This window comes from Frankia tisae, from assembly GCF_025403405.1.
Lineage (GTDB): Bacteria > Actinomycetota > Actinomycetes > Frankiales > Frankiaceae > Frankia > Frankia tisai.
Genome location: NZ_JANEZT010000005.1, coordinates 1 through 19,552, shown reverse-complemented (window position 1 = coordinate 19,552; position 19,552 = coordinate 1). Strand labels below are relative to the sequence as shown.

Here is a 19,552-nt window from a genome sequence, read left to right as displayed (position 1 = left end):
CCCGGCTGTTCGGCGTCCGGCCGGTCGAGGTTCCGCGCGGTCTGATCCTCGCCGCCGACCGCTCCGGTCGCGGACAGTCCCGAGGTGTGTAACGCTGCGTGATAATGAGGTGTCGTCGCCGGCGCCCCGTCGTCCGTCCCGCGGAAGTTTCGGCCGGGATGGACGTCCTCCCGGCACCTCCGACGCTTCGTCGAAGGTTGACGATGCGAGGCCGGCGGACGCCGAAATCGGCGCCACTTGACCGTCGAATATTGCCCTGACCTGGCCGGATACGGTCCGCGACCCATTGCTCGGATGAGCCGGTCGGCTACGGGACACCGCTGTGCGACAGTTCATCGCTCGATCCACATGCAGGCTGTACGTACAGGCTGTATGGTCAGTGCAGCGATCATCGGTCATCCACCGATGATTTGAGGAGAGGGGAACTACACCGTGGCGGTCGAGTGGCGGTACCAGCTCCGTATCGGTACCTACCTGGCGAAGCAGAAGCTGCGGCGCCGCAAGCACTTCCCGCTCGTGCTGGAGCTGGAGCCACTGTTTGCCTGCAACCTGTCCTGCACGGGTTGTGGGAAGATCCAGCACCCGGCGTCCGTGCTGAAGCAGCGGATGAGCCCCGAGGACGCGCTCGCCGCGGTCAAGGAGTGTGGCGCTCCGGTCGTCGCGATCGCGGGCGGTGAGCCGCTCATGCACCCGCAGATCCACGAGATCGTGAACGAGCTGGTCAAGCGCAAGAAGTTCGTGATCCTGTGCACGAACGGCCTGCTGCTGCAGAAGAAGCTCAAGAACTTCACGCCGTCGCCCTACTTCACCTTCGTCCTGCACATCGACGGGCTGCGCGAGCGGCACGACGCGGTGGTGGAGAAGGAGGGCACGTTCGACGAGTGCGTGCGGGCCTTCCACGCGGCGAAGGCCGCCGGCTTCCGGGTCGGCACCAACTCCACGTTCTTCAACAACGACAGCCCGCAGGACGTCATCGACATCCTGACCTTCCTCAACGACGACCTCAAGGTCGACCAGATCCAGCTCTCGCCTGGCTACGCGTACGAGAAGGCTCCGGACCAGGAGCACTTCCTCGCGGTCCAGGAGACCCGAGAGATGTTCGGGAAGGTGTTCGCGGAGGGCCGGCGCAAGCGGTTCCGGCTCAACCACTCGCCGATCTTCCTGGACTTCCTCGAGGGGAAGAAGGAGCTCGACTGCACCGCCTGGGGCATCCCGAGCTACTCGCTGTTCGGCTGGCAGAAGCCCTGCTACCTGATGAGCGACGGGTACGTCTCCTCCTACAAGGAGCTCGTCGAGACCACCGACTGGGACTCCTACGGTCGCGGCAAGGACCCGCGCTGCGCGAACTGCATGGCGCACTGCGGCTACGAGACCTCGGCTGTGCTGGCGACGATGGGTTCGCTCAAGGAGTCCATCCGCGCCGTCCGCCAGGTCTGACGGTCTGACCCGGTGGCGGCTCTCCCGCCACCGTCCGGCCGACACCACGAACGCCGCCCCGACCGGTCCATGGTCGGGGCGGCGTTCGTGGTTGGGATGGGCGGTGGCGGGAGAGCGGCTAGGGGGTACGGCCGGAGCCGCTGTCGACGCTGACCGGGGGCTGCTCGGCCAGGTCGCCGCCTCGGCCCAGGCCGCGCAGCAGCCGGTCGAGCACGATGCCGATCTCGATCCGGGCGGTGTCCGGATCGGCCGCGCCCGCCGTGTAGATGCTCGCCTCCGACAGCAGGGCCGCGACCAGCCTGGTCAGCGGGCCGACCGGGAGCGGATCGATGCGCTCCTCGGCCATCGCCCGTTCCAACCACTCGGACAGCAGCCGGTAGCCGTGCCGTTCGACGAGGGCGTCCCAGGCCTGGTTGCCGAGGACGGCGGGACCGTCGATCAGCACGATGCGCTGGAAGTCGCTGTCCGCGGTGGAGATGTCGAGCAGGGACTGGAACCCCTGTCGCAGCTGCGTCCAGGCGTCGCTGGGCAGCTCCGCGTCGCGCGCGAGCTCACCCGCGACGAGCTGCTCGGCCACCTCGGTGGCGACCTGTTCCATCACGGTACGGAACAGCTCGGCCTTGTCGCGGAAGTGGTGGTACAACGCGCCTCGGGTGACCTGGGCGTCGGCGACGATCTCCTCGGTTCCCGTGGCGGCGAAGCCCTGCTCGGCGAACCGGCGGCGGGCTGCCGAGATCAGGGCCTGACGGGTGTCAGCCGTCTGCTCGGTACGACGGCTTCTGGTCACCCCCTGATTATGGTGCAGTCGGTGCCTTCCGAGGTGGCTCTGCCGGGGCTGGGATCGGTGAGGGCGGCCGCAGCCCGTTCGGTGGGGGTGCACACAGGACGATGCGATGGCACCGCAGTATTAACCCCTGCCCGACACGGTCCGATCGAGGAGGGTCCGTCGGGATGGTCGGTGGGCCGGCCGATTTCGTCCGCGGTGCGCCGTCCGCCCGTCCTCGACCGTGCATCGCCCCTGCTCAGCGGCCCTGTCGGGCGGTGCGGCCGGAGGGCGTCGGCGGGGGCGAGGCCACCAGGACCGCGGCAGGTCTACAGCGGACGGAAAGTTCTTAACACACAATTACCGTGCTCGTCTGACAGCTGTTCGCTGCCCGTGGCAGCATCACTCTCTGTGACTGTGCTGCAGTGGATAGCCCTCGCCTCCTTGCTCGCCTGGCTGTACCTGGCCGTCGGCCATGGCTTCTTCTGGCGCACCGATCAGCGCCTCCCCGCCCGGCAGGCACCGCCGTCCTGGCCCAGCGTGGCGATCATCATCCCGGCCCGGGACGAGGCCGACGTGCTGCCCGTGACGCTGCCGACCCTGCTCGCCCAGGACTATCCCGGTCCGGTACGCCTGATCCTCGTCGACGACGGTTCCACCGACGGGACCACGGAGGTCGCCCGAGCGCTGGCGGAGGAGGCCGCCCGCAAGGGGCACACGGGCGTCACCGCCGCGGTCACCGCCTCCACGGAGCCCCCGCCCGGCTGGACCGGCAAGCTGTGGGCCCTGCGGCGTGGCATCGACTGCGCCGGCGATGCCGAGTTTCTGCTCCTCACCGACGCCGACATCGCGCATGACCCCGGCTCGCTGACCAGCCTCATCGCCTCCGCGCGCTCGCAGGGGCTGGACATGGTCTCGCAGATGGCCGTGCTGCGGGCCGACACCGCGTGGGAGCGGGTCATCGTGCCGGCGTTCGTCTACTTCTTCGCGATGCTGTATCCGTTCCGGTGGTCGAACCGTCCGAATTCGCGGGTGGCGGCGGCGGCCGGGGGCTGCTCGCTGGTGCGCCGCGAGGCCCTGCTGGCGGCCGGTGGACTGGCCGAGGTGCGCGGGGCGGTCATCGACGACGTCGCGATCGCCCGAATCATCAAGCGCTCCGGTGGACGGACCTGGCTGGGGCTCGCCGAGCAGGTCCACAGCCGGCGGCCGTACCCGCGGCTGGCGGACCTGTGGAAGATGGTGTCCCGCAGCGCCTACGCCCAGCTTCGGCACTCGCCGCTGCTGCTGCTCGGCACCGTGCTCGGGATGGCCCTGGTCTTCGTCGTCCCGGTGGCCGCCACCATCGCGGGCATCGTGGCCGGCGATCTCACGACCGCGGTCGTCGGTGCGGTCGCCTGGGTGATCATGACGCTCTCCTACCTTCCGATGATCCGGTACTACCGCCAGCCGCTTCCCGCCGCCCTGCTGCTCCCCGGCGTCGCCGTGCTCTACCTCGGGATGACGCTGGACTCGGCGCGGCTCAAGCGGGCCGGTCGCGGCGCCGCCTGGAAGGGACGCACCTACGACGATCACGGCACGCCGTCCGCCGACCGGCAGCCCACGGACGCGGCCGCTGGGGTTGCGGCTGGGACTGGGGCCGATCCGCTGACCGTCGGGACCTCTCCCGCCGTGCGGACGATCCCGGCACCGGCCGGTGCCGTCGAGCCGCCCCGCGACCCATGGAACGATGGCTTCCCCCAGCCCAGCTCCACGCTCGGACGGTCCGACGAGCCGTGGCGCGGGGACGCCACGCACGGAGTGCCCGCGCCCGGCGGGACCCAGGCCCATGTCCGGGCGGACGACCGTCAGCCCGGCGCCGGAGGCTGACCGCCGGAGGGTCACGGGTCCTCAGCCGGCGGGACCAACGCGGCCGTCAGCCGGCGGCGCAGGGTGACCGCATCGTCGGCTAACGCCGAGACCAGATAGCCCGGACCGGTCAGGGGCAGCCGGCTGACCCCCGCGGCGACGGTGGGCTCCGGGCCGGGTCCGGCCCATTCGGGCCCCGCGACGAGCAGCGAGCCGACCGCGCGGGCACCGCCCAGCTGGGCGGGACCCTGCAGCCCCGGCACGCTCGGCCCGAGCAGCAGCTCCTGGCGCAGCAGGGGCGTCCAGCCGGACGGCGCACCGTCCGTTCGGGCGGCGCCGACGACGCCGGGGTCGTCGGCACGCGCCACGTCGACGCGCAGCGTGCTGAGGATGGACCCGGGGGGCTCGCCGAACCGGCCGAGCAGAATCTCCTCGCGCAGCCGCAGCCTGGCCGTCGCCGCCAGCCGGACTTCGGTCATCATCCGATGGTCGGCTCCGTCGGCGACCACGGTCGGTTCCGGGCCGAAGTCGAGCTCGCCGCCGTCGGCCACCTCCGCGTCGACGACCAGGCGGGACGGTCCGGGGCCGTGGCCCGGCAGCGCGACGGTCGCGGCCACGGAGCGCAGGACCAGGCGCACCCCACCGCCGACGGAGACGTCCAGTCGAAGATCGTCTCCGGCCAGTGGGCCGGCAGCCCCGTTGACCAGATGGACCGTCACCGTCGGTAGCGAATTGGTGTCCGTGCTCGCCCCGGTCCGGCCGGGCGTCACACCGGTCAGGCGCAGGACGACCGGCACGTCGGAGCGCAGCTCGGCGAGCCGGGGCGCGCCGTGCGGGCCCCGCTCGACCCGGACGGCGGCGTACGCCCGAACAGTCGTACGGTCCGTTCGGGGGGTGGCGGGCCGCGATGAGGCGTCGGCGGTCGTGGGCATCGGATGTCGTCTCCTCGCGACCGGATGTCGACCGGTGAGCCGGTCGAGCGCAGCCGCAGTGGCCTCGTCGGCCGGCAGCAGGACGACGAAGCGCTGTTCGTCGTCGGCCGGCAGATCGAGTCGTTCGAACTTGTCGGCGAGGGCCGCCATGTAGGAATCCGCCCGGAACGGGCCCTGCCTGATCGCGGCCCTGCTCCACCCAGGTCATGTACTCGACGCTCACCCCGGTGAGCGCGGCGACCTCCGAGCGGCACAGGCCACGCGCACGCCGGCAGGGTCCGCTGGGCAGCCCCACGTCGGTGGGGGCGAAGCGGACCCGGAGGAACAGGCCCAGCTCGGTGTCGCCCACGCGGGGACCGTAGCAGCCCGCCTCGCTCGGATCATGGCCCTTGCCCCCACCACCCTGCGGCCGGTCTGGCCCACCCTCAAGCCGAGCGGCACGGCGGGCTCACCGTCGACGTGCTCGACCTGGCGAACTTCCCATTGCCGACGGTGATGCCGGCCATCCCGCCGGCCTTCGCCCCCGACCTGCCACGCCCGGTCGCCATGGCCGGACCGACCCGGCGGATCGGCACCGCCGGCGCCATCGTCGTCGTGACCTCCGACTACAACCGCAGCTTCCCGGCATCGCTCAAGACCGCCATTGACTGGCTACCCGGAGTGGCAGGCCAAGGTGATCGGCTTCGTCGGCTTCGTCGGCTTCGTCGGCTACAGCGGCGCGAGCGGCAGCCTACCCGCGATCAAGTACCTGCGGCAGGTCTTCGCCGAGCTGCACGCCTCTACGATGCGTGATCACGTCTCCTTCCCGCGGTACTACAAGCTGTTCACCCCCGACGGCGCCCTGCGCGATCCCGACGGCCCCGCTGATGCCGCCGCCACCCTGCTGGACCAGCTCGACATCCCGGACGGGTGATGAGCCGATTCCGGGTCGGATGGCCCCGGACCGGGATGCACTCGGATGCATGGGCGGTTGCGTGGAACACCGCGATCGTCGGAGCCTGAGCCGAAGGGCGATTCCTCGGTCTCCATGCTGATGCGCTCCAGAGCGAACGGAGTTGTTGCTCCGGGGCGCCGCGCGGCTGCGGCGTGATCAGGGCGCGAACACGATGGAGCCCGTCCCGGGCGCACAACCGCGTCACACACGTCCGCCCCGCCTACAGTCCCAGTGCCGGCCCGGGCCTCGGCACCGGCTCACCACCACGCCCGGCCACCTGGCGGTCAGCAGTTGCGTGAGGTAAATCCCGGACCGCCGACCCGAAACCGTCGTCAACCCCTGTAACTGCCCGTACGACTGCCGGAACGCTGCAGATCGGACCGGCGTGATCAGAGATCGACGCCTGGCCGTGGGATCAGCACCTGAGCTCTGAGATCGGCACCTGGCTCTGAGATCGGCACCTGGCGGTGAAGAGAGCATCGGCGGCCATCCAGCCCGTCGCCAACTCCACTCCTCGACCACGATCCCGATCGGCGAGTTCCGCGCGGACTATCCGCCGATCACAGCCAGATACGCGGTACTGCAACGGCATGTAGGTGTGTCCTCGTTGCTGGTAGTGCGGAGCCTGCGAAGTCGGGTGGCGATCAGCTCCCGGATCTCGGGTACTACCAGTTTGATGAATGAGAAACGTCATCTTGCCGACCACGGCCTGCTCCAACGTGGCAGGCTCTCCCTACGTCGTCGAGGAATGCGCAATCTTCTCGGCAATGAGTTCCGCGACCCGCTGGGGACTCTTGATTCTCCCGTCAATAGTAACGGTCGACGGCGGCAGTAGCTGGAGCGGTGTATCGTCGAGGAGTACCGGAAGTATGAAATTCGCCGAGCGATTCTTCTTGTGCTGCCCGAAGGCGGCGATGAGCTCGATCAACGTATAGACCTTCGAGAAATATTCCTTCGATGTGAAGATGACTACGCGGCTCGATCCGTGTGCGAAAATATTGGGCAGTTCATCTCCGAGATCCTTGCCCCACAGATCGGATTCGAGTTCTTTGTAATAGAAGTACTTGATGCCGAGCGATGCGAGTTCTTGGGCGACGTCGTGGACATAGCCTGCCTGCTCCTCGGCGAATGACAATGCGACTTGGTACTGGGTGACGCCGACTTGTGCACCGCCAGTCGTGGGTTCCTGGATCGTGGTTTCCGGGGATCGGGACCCGGCGCGCACTGTGGGTTCTCCGGATCGACCGGCCGGATTCAATTCCGCTCTGTTCTCCGGCCGGCCAAGGCCGGCTAAGTATTCCTGCAGCTCGGCATGTCGGAACTGGTAGAGAGCTCCCGCCGTTCGCAGGATACCGCTCGCATGGGCTCGCTCCAGGGATTGGATAATACCCACACGGTGTCCCTGCGTGCAGAGATTGAAGATTTCGAAGAAGAGTACGGCGACCGAATTCCCGTTACCGAAAAGGAGTCCGAACAGCGCCGTCGCGTACAGGCCGACAGTTATCCCGAGCGCCGGGCCGAAGTAGTTGCTGATAGTCAGGCCTACTAGTGCCCCGAACATCAGTCCACCCGCACCCCCGCAGACCAGAGCCGTCCGGCGATCGAGGAGATAGGTCGATTTTGGGGTCGCGGATGGCTCGTTCGCCACGGGCGTTAGCCACACCTCCAGCAGATCGAAAGCAAGCAGACCGGCAAGACCCAGCCCCACCGAAAGCCATTTTGCTAGCGTTTGGCTTCCACTCAGATCACCGGCACGATGTCCGATAGCGGCGCAGGCCAGACCACACAGTGCACCGTTGCCAAGACCTCGCAGCAGTTCTACCGCACTGGGCTTGCGCACGGCGAGAGCACGCGGGCCGGCGCCAGAGCCAAAGATCGGACCGTTGCGGAACCGATCCATGGAGTCACCGATCATATTACTGCCGAATAAGGTCATTAGAAGCGATATTTGAATCGCCACAAAAACCGTGATCGGCGCTAGAATCGGTACAAGGACGAGGATGATCGGGGTCTGCGAAAGAAGCGGAGAGATGGCGACGAGTATCCCCGCCGCGGATGTCAACGCCGCTCCGGCCCAATGCTGCTCCGCGGTGAGCCACGTGGGGATCGTCCACCACGCCAGGTCACGATTGGTGCCCATTTTTCGAGCCAGCCACGTCAGCCGCCTGGTTACGTGGTCACGCTCTGCTGAATCCGGGTATGTTATCTCGAGGGTCTTTTCAAGGATACGGTGGCGGATACTGGAAACCGAGGTAAGACTTGCCGAGAGTAGATATGCCGGGTCGCTGTCTCGGCACATTGACTTCGCCAGCGAAAGCATGAAGGGATTGTTTAGGGCCTCGGTCAGATTTCCTGTCGGATGTTCACGAAGATACTCCCGGACCTTACGTCCGCCGGCGACTAGTTGCTCGGGAAGATCGTTGGTCAGATGTGCCTGTATTGTTTCCGTGTCTAGCGGCATCAACTCAATTACTGCGGCTTTTTTCAATGATCCCCGGGCGAGGGCATCATGATACTCGTCGAACCGGCTGGTCAAGACCAGGCGAAGATCGTTAAGATGGAGATCCAGGCTACTCAGGGCCTTCCCTCGAAGGCTCGGTGGCATCTCGTCCAGGCCGTCGAGAAAGAGCGCGATTCGTCTTTGTGATATTAGCCTGTCTATAACGTTCGGACCGAATTTGGCTGCGCGGAGGAAGGGGTGATCGCGGGCTAGGGAGGATTTCACCCAGCTCAGAGGATCGGTCGTATCGGGATTCCAGCCGCCAAGGGTTAACCATACTGGAATCGGTTCCTCTGGGCCCAGGTGTCCATTGAGCCGTGTGCGAAGTATCTCTTCCATTAGAAGCATCATGGCGGCGGTCTTTCCTGATCCGGCCCCGCCGAGGATCACGAGCCGGTTCCCGGGCAGTCGGGAGTACATGTCACGGAAGAGGTCGGTTATGGTCCCGCTCTGAGGCACTGAAGGGGGAGCGACCGCACCAGCTCTCTCTCCTGGTGCGATAGAGAAAACGGAGCCACTGATCTCTGCCCACGGCGTCGCGACCTCGCGGGCGGCCCACGTCCAGCCGACATCAATGAGTTGCGGCTTCTTGACCCTGCGACGGACAATTTCCCGCGACCAGAATTCGTGCAATGATTGAGCTAATTCGATGGCCCCATCTTCCACCCGGCCGAGTCCCGCTGCACCCGACGCAGGACTCTGTGCCTGGCGACCTGGCTGATCCATGGTCACGAAGTATTCCAGGTACCTCGACGAGGCGTTGGTATGCCTATCGCACTTTCGTCTCGCGGTTGGACGTTGGCGGAACCTGCCGCCGCGGTGTCCTCGGATGGGATGCGGCGGTTGCTGTGCCGGGCGGACTGGATGTCGACGGGGTACCTGATGATGCCCGCCGCTATGTCGACGAGGCCTGCGGGCAGCACCTCGCTGGCGGCGACACCGGTAACACCAAGCCCGACGCTCCCTCTACAAACGACGAGGCCGCCTACAAGTGCCGTTGCGGTACTAGGAGGTGAACATCCGCAGCGCGGTGACCCGGTGGCGCTCGGCCAGCAGGTCCAGGCGGACGCCGGTGAGCGCCGGCAGTTCCCGCGGGGGCAGCGCGGCTGCGGCCTCGCCCGCCTGGGCGATCGCCTCCACGTCGTCGGCGAGGCGGGCTAGGATCGCGGTGACCGCCAGGGGGTCCAGTCCAATCAGGCGGGTCGCGGCCGTCGCCGGCCCGGTGACCGTCACGTGCGCCGCGGCGAGGGCCGCTTCCCCGGGCGTCAGTCCCGCGCCGGCGGCCACCATGCCCAGCGCGACCGCGTGGTGCGGGGCGCGGGGACCTGCGGGTACCGGCCACGCTGCCCGGCCGGCTCGCAACAGGGTGCGGCCCTGCGCGCGGCTGGCGGCGCGCAGGGCTGGGGAGGGCGTGCGGGCGTCGAGTTCGGTGTCGAGCTCGACGACGTCGGTCCGGCCGGTCGCGAGGGCGTGGCAGGCGGCGGCGGCGAAGGCCGCGGCGACCAGGCCGGCGGTGTGCAGCCGGCCGAGCAGGAACGCGGCCAGATCGGCCAGGCTCGCCAGGCTGCCGTCGGTCACGGCGGCCTCGACCCCGCCCGAATGGGCATGCCCCCCGGTCGGCATGCGGCCATCCGCGAGCACCAGCAGTGTCGCCCGCCGACCCGACCGCCCGATCGGGCCAGGCTCGGCCCCGTCGCCGCGGGGGTCGCGCCGATTGCTGCCGTGGGGCTGCTCCTCGCCACGGCCGAGGCCACCCTCCTCGTCACCGGACGTCACAGCGCCTCCATCCCGATGTCTCCGTCACGGCGCCCCTCGACCAGGTGGCACCCCTCGACCAGGCGGCACCCTTGGTCGTCCCAGCGACAATCCGGTCACGCCGGTCGTCCGTCTGTGGAAGAGTTCGCCGCCGGTGGCCATGGTCCGATTCGGCCGGGCGGCCCCGCGGTACCCGAGCCCAGCGGCCACGCACCGCGCCGCGCGGATCGACCACGCCACCGGGTTTGCTGACCACGAAACACCGGTATGAGGGGCGACATGTCACGACGGGCGATGGGACGCGCCGGGCTGCGGGTCCGCCTGACCGGGCTGCTGGTGGCGGCGGTGGCGCTGGCACCCGTGCTCACCTCCTGCAGCGACAACCGCCCGCCGAAACCGCGCTGCCAGGCGGGCTACCAGGCCGACTGGGACAACGACGACCACGTGTGGGAATGCGAGCGCAAGGGTTCCCACACGTCGCACAGCACCGGCCACCGGACCCGCTCCCGCAGCCGACACTAACCGGGCGGCCACGCGGTCCGAGTGGCGGCTGGGGCGCCCGACTGGGGCTACTGGGTGGCCGCGGGCGAGGTCTGCCGTCCGCCGGAGTGCTGCTGGTCAGCAACGGCACCGAAACCCACTCGCCGTAGCGTGAGGAACCGGCCGGCCCGATCGGGGGGCCACCCGGGCCGGCGGTGACGTCGAGGGTGGAGGAACGACCATGGACAGCCTGGCATCCGTCCCGGCGCAGACGGGTGTGACCCGTGACGGCGGTCATACCGGCCCAGTCGGGCCGTTCCGATCTGATGGACGATCCCGATCCGGCGAGTCGTCCGGAGCCGGCGGGTCCGCGCGACGGGGGGCACCATCCATGCCGACGGTGGCCGGGGCCGGGGTGTTCGTCGTGGACTTGACCGCAGTGGATCCGCTGGCCGTGCCAACGCTGGCCAGCCTCGACGATTTCTACCATCGCCACGGTTTCGTCCTGCTCCGTGGCCTGCACTCGGCAGAGTTCCTCGACCGGGTCGAGCGGGAATGCGGCGCGGCGCAGCGGGCGGTTCTCGCCGGAACGGTGTCCGAACGGTATGGCTCCACGCAGTACCTGGACGCCCGTTACCTGGATCGGTCGGGTCAGCCCGACGGCGCGGTGGCCCCGCCCGAACGGGCGTCGAACGGAACGACCCACGGCGGCGCGGACGTCGACGCCGACGCGTATGTGAACTACGTCGAGCACGTGGAGGAGCTCGCCCCGGCCGTGCGTGCGGTGGCGACCCATCCGATCATGGTCGCCCTGCTGCGCCGCCTGCTCGGCGCGGACGTGTGGATGAGTCCCAGCCCGAACGACGGCGTGGTCTACCAGGACGCCCGGCCCGGCCGCGAGTCCGGGTACAGCCGGATCGGCTGGCACTCGGACTGGCAGGCCATGCCGAGCCTCGACGTCTGGCCCGGCTGCGCGTTCACCCTCCACGTGGACGCGACCAGCCCGGCCAACGGTTTCCTGCGGGTGGTGCCGGGCTCCCACCGCTGGGCCACACCGGCGCCCTACCGAAACATCAACAACGTCACCGTGCCGGCGGACGCCCGCCCGAGCGGGGGATACACCGACGCCGAGCCTCCCCACGCGATGCCGCTGGGCTTCGAGAAGATCCCGGGGGAGATCGCCGTCTACGCCGAGCGCGGTGACCTGCTGCTGCACGATGCCTACCTGTGGCACTCCGCGGCCCGCGCGACGGAGAACACCGCCACCCGCCGTCATGTCCGGGCCGGCTACTACAGCGGGGATCCGACCTCCTACCGAGACCAGTTCATCAAGAACGCCGCCCGCTGACGCGCAGTCAGGGCAGCCGCCGTCGGGCCGCTGTCAGGTAGCCGTCGCTGGGTGGCCGCCGCTGGGCAGCCGTCGCTAGAACAGGAAGTACCGCTGGGCCATCGGCAGTTCGCGCACCGGGTCAGCCTCGATCGCGTCGCCGTCGATCGAGACCGTGAACGTGTCCGGGTCGACTCGGATGTCCGGCCTCGCCGTGTTCTCGGGCAGGTCGGCCTTGCCCCGGCGGCGCACGTCCTCAACCGGCACCATGGGGGTGGCCAGGCTGAGCCGTTCGGGCAGCCCGGCGGTGATCGCGGCGGGCGCGACGAAGGTCAGCGACGAGGCGGCGGCCGGACCGCGCGCGGCCCCCCACATCGGGCGGGGCAGCACCGGCTGCGGGGTGGGGATGGAGGCGTTCGCGTCGCCCATGGCCGCCCAGGCGATGAACCCGCCCTTGAGGACCAGCGACGGCCGTACCCCGAAGAACGCGGGATCGTAAAGCACCAGGTCGGCGAGCTTGCCGGGCTCGACCGAGCCGATCTGCGCGTCCAGCCCGTGCGCCACCGCCGGGCAGATCGTGTATTTGGCGACGTAGCGTCGCGCCCGGGCGTTGTCGGCCGCGCCGTCGCCCGGCAGGGCCCCGCGGCGACGCTTCATCACGTGCGCCGTCTGCCAGGTGCGCAGCACGACCTCGCCGATCCGGCCCATCGCCTGCGAGTCCGAACCGATCATGGAGATGGCGCCGAGGTCGTGCAGGATGTCCTCGGCGGCGATCGTCGACGGCCGGATCCGGCTCTCGGCGAAGGCCAGGTCCTCGGGCACGCTGGGGTTGAGATGGTGGCAGACCATCAGCATGTCGAGATGCTCGTCGAGGGTGTTGACGGTGTGCGGGCGGGTCGGGTTCGTCGACGACGGCAGCACGTTGGCGGCGGCCGCGACGGTGATGATGTCCGGGGCGTGCCCGCCGCCGGCGCCCTCGGTGTGGTAAGCGTGGATGGCCCGCCCGGCGATGGCGGCGAGGGTGTCCTCGACGAAGCCGGCCTCGTTGAGCGTGTCCGAGTGCAGCGCGACCTGGACCCCGGCGGCGTCGGCGACCCGCAGGCAGGCGTCGATCGCGGCGGGTGTCGTGCCCCAGTCCTCGTGCAGCTTGAACCCGGCCGCGCCGGCGCGGAGCTGTTCCCACATCGACGCCTCGCTGACCGTGTTTCCCTTGCCGAGAAGGACGACGTTCACCGGCCAGTCGTCCATCGCGGAGAGCATCCGGCCGAGGTTCCACGAGCCCGGCGTCACGGTGGTCGCCTTCGTGCCCTCGGCCGGGCCGGTGCCGCCGCCGATGAGGGTCGTGATCCCGGCGCCGAGCGCCTCGGGCACCTGCTGCGGGCAGATGAGATGCACGTGGCAGTCGACCGCGCCCGCGGTGAGGATCTTCCCGTTCCCGGCGATGATCTCCGTGCCGGGCCCGATGACCAGGTCGGGATGGACGCCGTCCATGGTGTCCGGGTTGCCGGCCTTACCGAGCGCGACGATCCGCCCGTCGCGGACACCGACGTCGGCCTTGATCACCCCCCAGTGGTCGAGCACCACGGCGCCGGTGATGACGAGATCGGGCGAGCCCTGCGCGCGGGTCGCCAGCGACTGCCCCATGGATTCGCGGATGACCTTGCCGCCGCCGAAGACCGCCTCGTCACCGGTGCCGCCGAGGGCCGGACCTCGGCTGCGGTCCTCGGTGACCTCGATGATCAGATCGGTGTCGGCGAGCCGGATGCGGTCACCGACCGTCGGTCCGTACAGGGAGGCGTAGCGGGATCGGTCCAGCCGGCTCATGAGCCCTCTCCGGGGTCGTGGCTCTCGCGCCCGTCGAGGGGGCCGGCCGACTCCGGGCGCAGGCCGGGCACGATGCGGGCACCGGCCAGCGGGACGAGGTCGACCTCGCGTTCCACGCCGGGCTCGAAGCGGACCGCGGTGCCGGCGGGCACCGCCAGCCGGTGCCCCCAGGCCAGGCCGCGGTCGAACTCGAGCGCCGGGTTGGCCGCGGCGAAATGGTAGTGCGACCCGACCTGCACCGGGCGATCACCGGTGTTGCGGACCAGCACCGTCCGGACGGGCCGTCCCGGGTTGATCTCGATGGGGTCCTCGCCCGGCAGGACCTCGCCGGGAATCAAGGGATCGGCTGGTGCACGGTGACCAGCTTGGTGCCGTCCGGGAACGTCGCCTCGACCTGGACCTCGGCGAGCATCTCCGGCACCCCCTCCATCACGTCGTCCCGGGTGAGTACGCCGCGCCCTGCGGTCATCAGATCAGCGACGCTGCGGCCGTCGCGGGCCCCCTCCAGCAGGAACGAGGTCAGGAGCGCGGTCGCCTCGGGATGATTCAGCCGCAGCCCGCGGGCGCGTCGTTCCCGGGCGAGTCCGGCCGCCACATGGATGAGCAGCCGTTCCTGTTCGTGGGGGCTCAGCAGCACGACCGCGAAGCCTAGCAGGCGGGGCCATCGATGCCGGCGCCGCTGCGGCCCGGCCAGATGATCCGTACGCCGATCCTCTTGCCCTCATGCATGTCCGTCATTCGATCGTTGCCCGATGTCGTTCTGGTGAACGATGAACCCCTTTCGGGGCATCGAGGTTTCGGTGACGTTTCGTTCGACAGGAATCCTGGGGGTGGTGGTGGAGAGTGACCGGACGGGCGGTCAGAATGGAGTTACTGGCAATTCACCTGGGTGCGATGGGACGGATACGCCCCCTTCCTAGCGTCCGGGAGACCGCTCGGGCAGGTCGGATCGACCGGCTGATGGGGTGTGCCCGAGACGACGCCGATGGGAGTTTGGTGACAACAGGTCTGGATCGGCGGGGTTTTCTCCGCCGGGGTGTGGGAGTGACCGCGGGAGCGACTCTGCTTACCGTCGGCGGAGGCGGTCTGCTCGCCGCGTGCGGCAGCGACGACGAGGACTCGGCCTCGGGTGGAGCCGGTGCCGGTTCGTTCGGCACGTTGAGCGTGCGGCTGTCCTGGATCAAGAACGCGGAGTTCGCCGGCGAGTACGTCGCCGACCAGCGCGGGTACTACAAGGCGGCGGGTTTCTCCGGCGTCAACCTGATCGCGGGCGGCCCGTCGGCGACGCCCCAGGACACCGACGTCGCCACCGGAAAGGCCTTCATCGGAATCTCCTCACCGGACATCACCGGGACCGCGATCACCCAGGGCGCCCCACTGAAGATCATCGGTGCGCAGTACCAGAAGAACCCCTTCGCCATCCTGTCGCTGGCGAAGAGCCCCCTCAGGACGCCGCAGGACATGGTCGGCAAGAAGATCGGCGTGCAGGCGACGAACGAGTCGGTCTGGTCGGCGTTCCTGAAGGCGAACAAGCTTGATCCTTCGTCCATCACGAAGGTGCCGGTCGAGTTCGACCCGCTGCCGCTGACCACCGGAACGGTTGACGGCTGGTTCGCGTTCGTGACGAACGAACCGAACCTGCTGCGGGTCAAGGGCTTCGACGTCACCACATTTCTGCTCGCTGATCACAACTATCCGCTCGTCTCGGAGACCTTCATGGTCACCGACGGGTCGATCGCGAAGAATCGCGACAAGGTGAAAGCGGCGCTGACCGCCGAGATCCGCGGCTGGAAGGACGCCACCGCCGACGCCTCGCTCGGCGCCAGGCTGGCGGCCACCGTCTACGGCAAGGATCTCGGCCTGGACGAGAAGGAACAGGGTCTGGAGAGCGCCGACCAGAACAAGCTCATCCTCACCGCGGAGACGAAGAAGAACGGGCTGTTCACGCTCACCGACACCCTGGTCGAAGAGAACATCGCCACCCTCAAGCTCGCCGGCGTCGACATCACCGCGGGGAAGCTGTTCGATCTGTCCATCATCCGGGAGCTGTACAAGGAGAAGCCGGAACTCGTATGAGCGCAGCCGTCACGCCTGTGCCGGAGCCGGTCCCGGGACCGTCGGCTCCCCGCGTACCTGCCCCCGGCTCCGGCGTGGCACCTGCCCCCGGCTCCGGCGTGAAAGTGGCGGGCCTGCGCAAGGAGTTCCGTCTCGGCCGCAAGTCCGTGCTTGCTCTCGACGATGTCAATCTCGCCACCGCCGAGGGCTCGTTTCTGACGCTCATCGGGCCGTCGGGCTGCGGCAAGTCGACGGTGCTGCGCATCCTTGCCGATCTCGACGCGCCCAGCGCGGGCGAGGTGCTGGTACACGGGGAGCCCCCGGCGGCCGCCCGCCGCGGCCACCATCTCGGCATCGCCTTCCAGGACTCGGCGCTGCTGCCGTGGCGCTCGGTCGAGTCCAACATCCGCCTGCCGTTGGAGGTCGCCGGAGCGAAGGCGGACCGGGCGGTGATCGCCGACCTGATCCGGCTGGTGGGGCTCACCGGTTTCGAGAAGGCCCGCCCGGCGCAGCTGTCCGGCGGGATGCGGCAGCGGGTCGCGATCGCGCGCGCCCTCGTCGTCGAGCCGCGGATCCTCCTGCTTGACGAGCCGTTCGGCGCCCTCGACGACATGACCCGCCAGCGGCTGAACTTCGAGCTACTGCGGATCTGGGGCGAACGGGCCACGACCACCCTGCTCGTCACCCACTCCATCCCCGAGTCGGTGATCCTTTCCGACACCGTCGCGGTGATGAGCGCCCGACCGGGCCGCATCTCCGCGCTGGTCGACATCGACCTGCCCCGGCCGCGCACCCCGGAGATGCTGCGCTCGGCGCGGTTCCACGAGCTGCACGACGAGCTGTCGGCGCTGCTGTTCGCTGGCGGCGAGCCCACGGCAGGGGCCGCGGCGACGGCAGGGACCGCGGCGACGGCAGGGACCGCGGCGACGGCGGGGACCGCGGCGACGGCGGGCGACCCCGTTCGGAGCGGAGTATGACGACCCTGCAGGACACAGCCTTCGGCGCGACCGGCGGCGGTCCGGGCGGACCCGGGGGATCGGGTGGACCGGTTGGGTCAGGCGGTCCCGGAGCGGGGCGCCGCCGCCGCGGGGACGGGACGGGAACCGACCGGTCGTCGTGGATCGGCGGCGCGGCCGGCATCGTCGGGCTCCTCGCGCTGTGGTGGGTGCTCGCGATCACCGTGCTCGACAACGGCGGCGTGGTGCCCACCCCGTGGGAGGTCGTGCGGGCGCTGTGGGACGACCACCGGCTCATGTGGACCTCGGCGAAGTCGACGGTCGAGATCGCGGCGAAGGGCTGGTTGATCGGCAACGGCCTGGCCGTCGGCCTCGCCGTGGTGTTCTTCGGGGTGCCGGTGGTGGAGCGGGTGCTGCTGCAGATCGGCGTGGCGTCCTACTGCCTGCCGATCATCGCGATCGGACCGATCCTCACCACCGTGTTCGACGGCAGCACCCCGCAGATCGCCCTGGCCGGCATCTCCGTGTTCTTCACGACGATGGTCGGCACCCTGCTCGGGCTGCGGGCGGCTGATCCGGCGAGCCTCGACGTCGTGCGGGCCGGCGGCGGCGGTGCCTGGAAGCAGATGCGGTACATCCGGTTGCGGGCCGCCCTGCCCAGTACCTTCGCCGCGCTGCAGATCGCCGCGCCGGCGGCCGTCCTCGGCGCGATCATCGGCGAGTACCTCGGCGCCGACCGGGGGCTCGGCGTGGCGATGGTCCACTCCCAGCAGGCCCTGGAGGTTCCGCGGACGTGGGCGCTGGCCGTGGTCGCCTCCGCGGTCGCCGGGTTGGGCTATGCGCTGACCGCGCTCGTCGCCCGGCTGCTCACCCCGTGGGCGCCGCGCGGGAACCCGGGCGGCGGGCAGTGACGGCCGGCGCCCCGACGGCGACCGCCGTGGAACCGGCCGTGGAACCGGCTGCGGCCGCCTCGGCGCCGCCGCCGGCCCCGGGCCGCGGTGCGCACGTGCTGCTCACCGCGATCCTGCTGCGGGCCGGCCGCACGGTGCTGTCCGTGGTCGCGTCCGCCGCCGTGATCGTCGGCCTCTGGTACGCGTTCATCGCCGTGTTCGATCTTGACCCGCTCGTGGCCAAGGACCCGCAGGCGGTGTGGACGTACCTGTTCACGGCCGACAAGGCCGCTGAGAGCCGCCGGACGATCCTCGACGGGCTGTGGCACACCCTGGGCGACGCCGGGGTCGGCTATCTGGCGGGCACCGTGGCGGCGATCGTCGTCGCCGTCTGTTTCGTGCTGTTCCGCTCGGTGGAACGGGCGCTGATGCCGGTGGCGATGATGCTGCGATCGGTGCCGCTGGTGGCGATGATTCCGCTGCTCACCCTGATCTTCGGCCGGGGCCTGACCGCGGTCGGGGTCATCGCCGGCATCATCGTGTTCTTCCCGTCGCTGGTGAACCTGGTCTTCGGGTTGCGTTCCGGGCCGCCGGCCGCCGCCGACCTGGTCCTCGCCTACGGAGGCGGTCCCGCGACCGTGCTGCGCAAGGTCGCGCTGCCCAGCGCGCTGCCGGCGTTGTTCGTCTCCGCTCGCATCGCCGTCCCGGGCGCGGTCATCGGGGCGCTGCTCGCCGAGTGGCTGGCGACCGGCGAGGGGCTCGGCTACTACATGCAGCGCGCCCAGCAGACGTTCAACTACGGCGGGGTGTGGGCCTCGGTGGTCGTGATCACCGTGGCGAGCATCGCGCTGTACGCCATCGTGGGCTTCATCGAGGCGATCGTCCTGGCGCGATACGGGCCGAGCTCGGGTCTTGGCAGGTAGAGAGGATTGTGATGACCGCAATGGTGCCGTCGATTGCACCTTCCGCATCGTCCGGACGGGCCATCCTGGGGCAGTCGGTTGTCCGCCGTGCCCGTTGTCGTCCCCCGGCCTGCCCTCCCGCGGCGTATCTGGTGTTTTCGCTGGGATATAACGAAAATCGGCGCGATTTACGCGAAGTTTCCGGGCGGCCGCCTTCCCTGCCTGCCGTCTCCGGATGTACATGCGCCGCCGGCGCCGGCCGGTGGACGAAGGGCTGCCTTTGAACGTCGAATGCACCAGCCTCGGACCCCGGCTGATGGCGGCACGCGGCCGGCCGGCGCGGACGGCTTCCGCCGGTTCGGCCACCTATCCGCGGGCACCCGCCCGAACGGAGTCACCCGTCATGATCCCCGGCGCGGACCGGCGCGACCCCCGGTTGGCTCCGGCCGGTCCGATCGGGCACCTCCCGGTGGCCGGTGCGGGCCGGCTGGCTCCCTCGCCCGCCACGCTGGAACGCCTGCGCCGGGTCGCCGACGGTGAGGAGGACGCCGACCTGGTCGTGCGCGGCGGGCTGGTCGTGGTCGTGCAGAACGGCACCGTCGTCAACCGCGACATCCTCATCGTCGGGCGCTACATCGCCGCCGTGACCAGGCCCGGGGTGCTCAACGGTCGGCGCTCCCTCGACGCCGCCGGCCGCTACGTCGTCCCCGCCTACGTCGACGCCGGGCTGCGGGTAGAGGAGACGCTGCTCAGCACGGGTGAGCTGGCCCGGTTGCTCATCCCCCGCGGGACGGTGACGCTGCTGACCGACCCGTCGGCGCTGTTCGCCCTCGCCGGCGCCCAGGGCGCGGAACTCGCCACCGGCTCCGCGACGCCGCTGCGGGTACTGCTCCGTTCGGGCGACGCCTTGCCGCCCCACGCCGACCTCCCGTACCCCGCGCCACCTCCGCTC

Annotated in this window: 16 protein-coding genes and 2 pseudogenes; 11 read left to right on the top strand and 7 right to left on the bottom strand. The window is 69.7% G+C overall.

What is annotated here, in order from left to right:
- The first annotated feature begins 432 nt into the window (after positions 1-432).
- On the top strand, positions 433-1,437 hold the full coding sequence (gene hpnH / locus NBZ85_RS01170) for an adenosyl-hopene transferase HpnH (protein WP_136448269.1): 1,005 nt from the start codon (positions 433-435) through the stop codon (positions 1,435-1,437).
- A gap of 118 nt (positions 1,438-1,555) precedes the next feature.
- On the opposite strand, the gene NBZ85_RS01165 is transcribed toward hpnH, so the two are convergent.
- Positions 1,556-2,224 (bottom strand): TetR/AcrR family transcriptional regulator, encoded by a 669-nt coding sequence (locus tag NBZ85_RS01165; protein ID WP_251747401.1) that lies wholly within the window; start codon positions 2,222-2,224, stop codon positions 1,556-1,558.
- A 387-nt stretch (positions 2,225-2,611) separates the two neighbouring features.
- Here NBZ85_RS01165 and NBZ85_RS01160 point away from each other — a divergent pair, with 387 nt between their 5' ends.
- A complete protein-coding gene (locus NBZ85_RS01160) occupies positions 2,612-4,066 on the top strand; it encodes a glycosyltransferase (protein ID WP_261553871.1) in 1,455 nt (484 codons plus the stop codon).
- 11 nt (positions 4,067-4,077) lie between these two features.
- On the opposite strand, the gene NBZ85_RS01155 is transcribed toward NBZ85_RS01160, so the two are convergent.
- Entirely contained in the window at positions 4,078-4,977 is a 900-nt protein-coding gene (locus NBZ85_RS01155; RefSeq protein WP_261553882.1) for an urease accessory protein UreD, read from the bottom strand.
- A 459-nt stretch (positions 4,978-5,436) separates the two neighbouring features.
- On the opposite strand from NBZ85_RS01155, the pseudogene NBZ85_RS01145 reads away from it, so the two are divergent.
- Both NBZ85_RS01145 and NBZ85_RS01140 read left to right on the top strand, forming a co-directional pair.
- Positions 5,437-5,574 (top strand): annotated as a pseudogene (locus tag NBZ85_RS01145) (NADPH-dependent oxidoreductase); the annotation flags it as partial.
- Between the two features lie 46 nt (positions 5,575-5,620).
- Positions 5,621-5,890 (top strand): NADPH-dependent FMN reductase, encoded by a 270-nt coding sequence (locus NBZ85_RS01140; RefSeq protein WP_261553884.1) that lies wholly within the window; start codon positions 5,621-5,623, stop codon positions 5,888-5,890.
- 754 nt (positions 5,891-6,644) lie between these two features.
- Here the strand turns inward: NBZ85_RS01140 and NBZ85_RS01135 are convergent.
- Positions 6,645-9,137, bottom strand: coding sequence for a TIR domain-containing protein (locus tag NBZ85_RS01135; RefSeq protein WP_261561385.1), 2,493 nt, complete (start codon positions 9,135-9,137; stop codon positions 6,645-6,647).
- Between the two features lie 279 nt (positions 9,138-9,416).
- On the bottom strand, positions 9,417-10,034 hold the full coding sequence (locus NBZ85_RS01130; protein ID WP_261553883.1) for an urease accessory protein UreF: 618 nt from the start codon (positions 10,032-10,034) through the stop codon (positions 9,417-9,419).
- Between the two features lie 411 nt (positions 10,035-10,445).
- Between NBZ85_RS01130 and NBZ85_RS01125 the strand changes: the two genes are divergently transcribed.
- Positions 10,446-10,688 carry a hypothetical protein gene (locus NBZ85_RS01125; RefSeq protein WP_261553873.1) on the top strand — a complete coding sequence of 81 codons (243 nt, stop codon included), beginning with the start codon at positions 10,446-10,448 and terminating at the stop codon, positions 10,686-10,688.
- 349 nt (positions 10,689-11,037) lie between these two features.
- On the top strand, positions 11,038-11,994 hold the full coding sequence (locus NBZ85_RS01120) for a phytanoyl-CoA dioxygenase family protein (protein ID WP_261553874.1): 957 nt from the start codon (positions 11,038-11,040) through the stop codon (positions 11,992-11,994).
- Between the two features lie 75 nt (positions 11,995-12,069).
- Here NBZ85_RS01120 and NBZ85_RS01115 read toward each other — a convergent pair whose 3' ends face one another.
- From NBZ85_RS01115 to NBZ85_RS01105, 3 genes are read right to left on the bottom strand one after another with little or no spacing between them, the layout of a single operon-like run.
- Complete coding sequence (locus NBZ85_RS01115) at positions 12,070-13,797, bottom strand: urease subunit alpha (protein WP_261553875.1); 1,728 nt, start codon at positions 13,795-13,797, stop codon at positions 12,070-12,072.
- Positions 13,794-14,135 (bottom strand): urease subunit beta, encoded by a 342-nt coding sequence (locus NBZ85_RS01110; protein ID WP_261553876.1) that lies wholly within the window; start codon positions 14,133-14,135, stop codon positions 13,794-13,796. Before NBZ85_RS01110 ends, NBZ85_RS01115 begins: the two co-directional genes overlap by 4 nt.
- Positions 14,132-14,434 carry an urease subunit gamma gene (locus NBZ85_RS01105; RefSeq protein WP_261553877.1) on the bottom strand — a complete coding sequence of 101 codons (303 nt, stop codon included), beginning with the start codon at positions 14,432-14,434 and terminating at the stop codon, positions 14,132-14,134. Before NBZ85_RS01105 ends, NBZ85_RS01110 begins: the two co-directional genes overlap by 4 nt.
- Before the next feature lie 407 nt (positions 14,435-14,841).
- On the opposite strand from NBZ85_RS01105, the gene NBZ85_RS01100 reads away from it, so the two are divergent.
- From NBZ85_RS01100 to NBZ85_RS01080, 5 genes and pseudogenes are all read left to right on the top strand, one after another.
- Positions 14,842-15,873: an ABC transporter substrate-binding protein gene (locus tag NBZ85_RS01100; RefSeq protein WP_261553878.1), complete on the top strand. Its 1,032-nt coding sequence runs from the start codon at positions 14,842-14,844 to the stop codon at positions 15,871-15,873.
- Entirely contained in the window at positions 15,870-16,829 is a 960-nt protein-coding gene (locus NBZ85_RS01095) for an ABC transporter ATP-binding protein (protein WP_261553879.1), read from the top strand. The genes NBZ85_RS01100 and NBZ85_RS01095 overlap by 4 nt, the downstream gene beginning before the upstream one ends.
- A complete protein-coding gene (locus NBZ85_RS01090) occupies positions 16,826-17,719 on the top strand; it encodes an ABC transporter permease (protein WP_261553880.1) in 894 nt (297 codons plus the stop codon). The genes NBZ85_RS01095 and NBZ85_RS01090 overlap by 4 nt, the downstream gene beginning before the upstream one ends.
- A 38-nt stretch (positions 17,720-17,757) precedes the next feature.
- The gene (locus tag NBZ85_RS01085; RefSeq protein WP_261553881.1) at positions 17,758-18,621 is read left to right on the top strand and encodes an ABC transporter permease; all 864 of its coding nucleotides are present in this window, start codon (positions 17,758-17,760) and stop codon (positions 18,619-18,621) included.
- Between the two features lie 382 nt (positions 18,622-19,003).
- Positions 19,004-19,552 (top strand): annotated as a pseudogene (locus tag NBZ85_RS01080) (adenine deaminase C-terminal domain-containing protein); the annotation flags it as partial.

Excerpts from the sequence above, each read along its gene's own strand:
- NBZ85_RS01115 (WP_261553875.1), bottom strand. The coding sequence starts at position 13,797 with ATGAGCCGGCTGGACCGATCCCGCTACGCCTCCCTGTACGGACCGACG.
- NBZ85_RS01095 (WP_261553879.1), top strand. The coding sequence starts at position 15,870 with ATGAGCGCAGCCGTCACGCCTGTGCCGGAGCCGGTCCCGGGACCGTCG.
- NBZ85_RS01090 (WP_261553880.1), top strand. The coding sequence starts at position 16,826 with ATGACGACCCTGCAGGACACAGCCTTCGGCGCGACCGGCGGCGGTCCG.
- NBZ85_RS01155 (WP_261553882.1), bottom strand. The coding sequence starts at position 4,977 with ATGCCCACGACCGCCGACGCCTCATCGCGGCCCGCCACCCCCCGAACG.
- NBZ85_RS01130 (WP_261553883.1), bottom strand. The coding sequence starts at position 10,034 with ATGCCGACCGGGGGGCATGCCCATTCGGGCGGGGTCGAGGCCGCCGTG.
- NBZ85_RS01125 (WP_261553873.1), top strand. The coding sequence starts at position 10,446 with ATGTCACGACGGGCGATGGGACGCGCCGGGCTGCGGGTCCGCCTGACC.
- NBZ85_RS01120 (WP_261553874.1), top strand. The coding sequence starts at position 11,038 with ATGCCGACGGTGGCCGGGGCCGGGGTGTTCGTCGTGGACTTGACCGCA.
- NBZ85_RS01135 (WP_261561385.1), bottom strand. The coding sequence starts at position 9,137 with ATGGATCAGCCAGGTCGCCAGGCACAGAGTCCTGCGTCGGGTGCAGCG.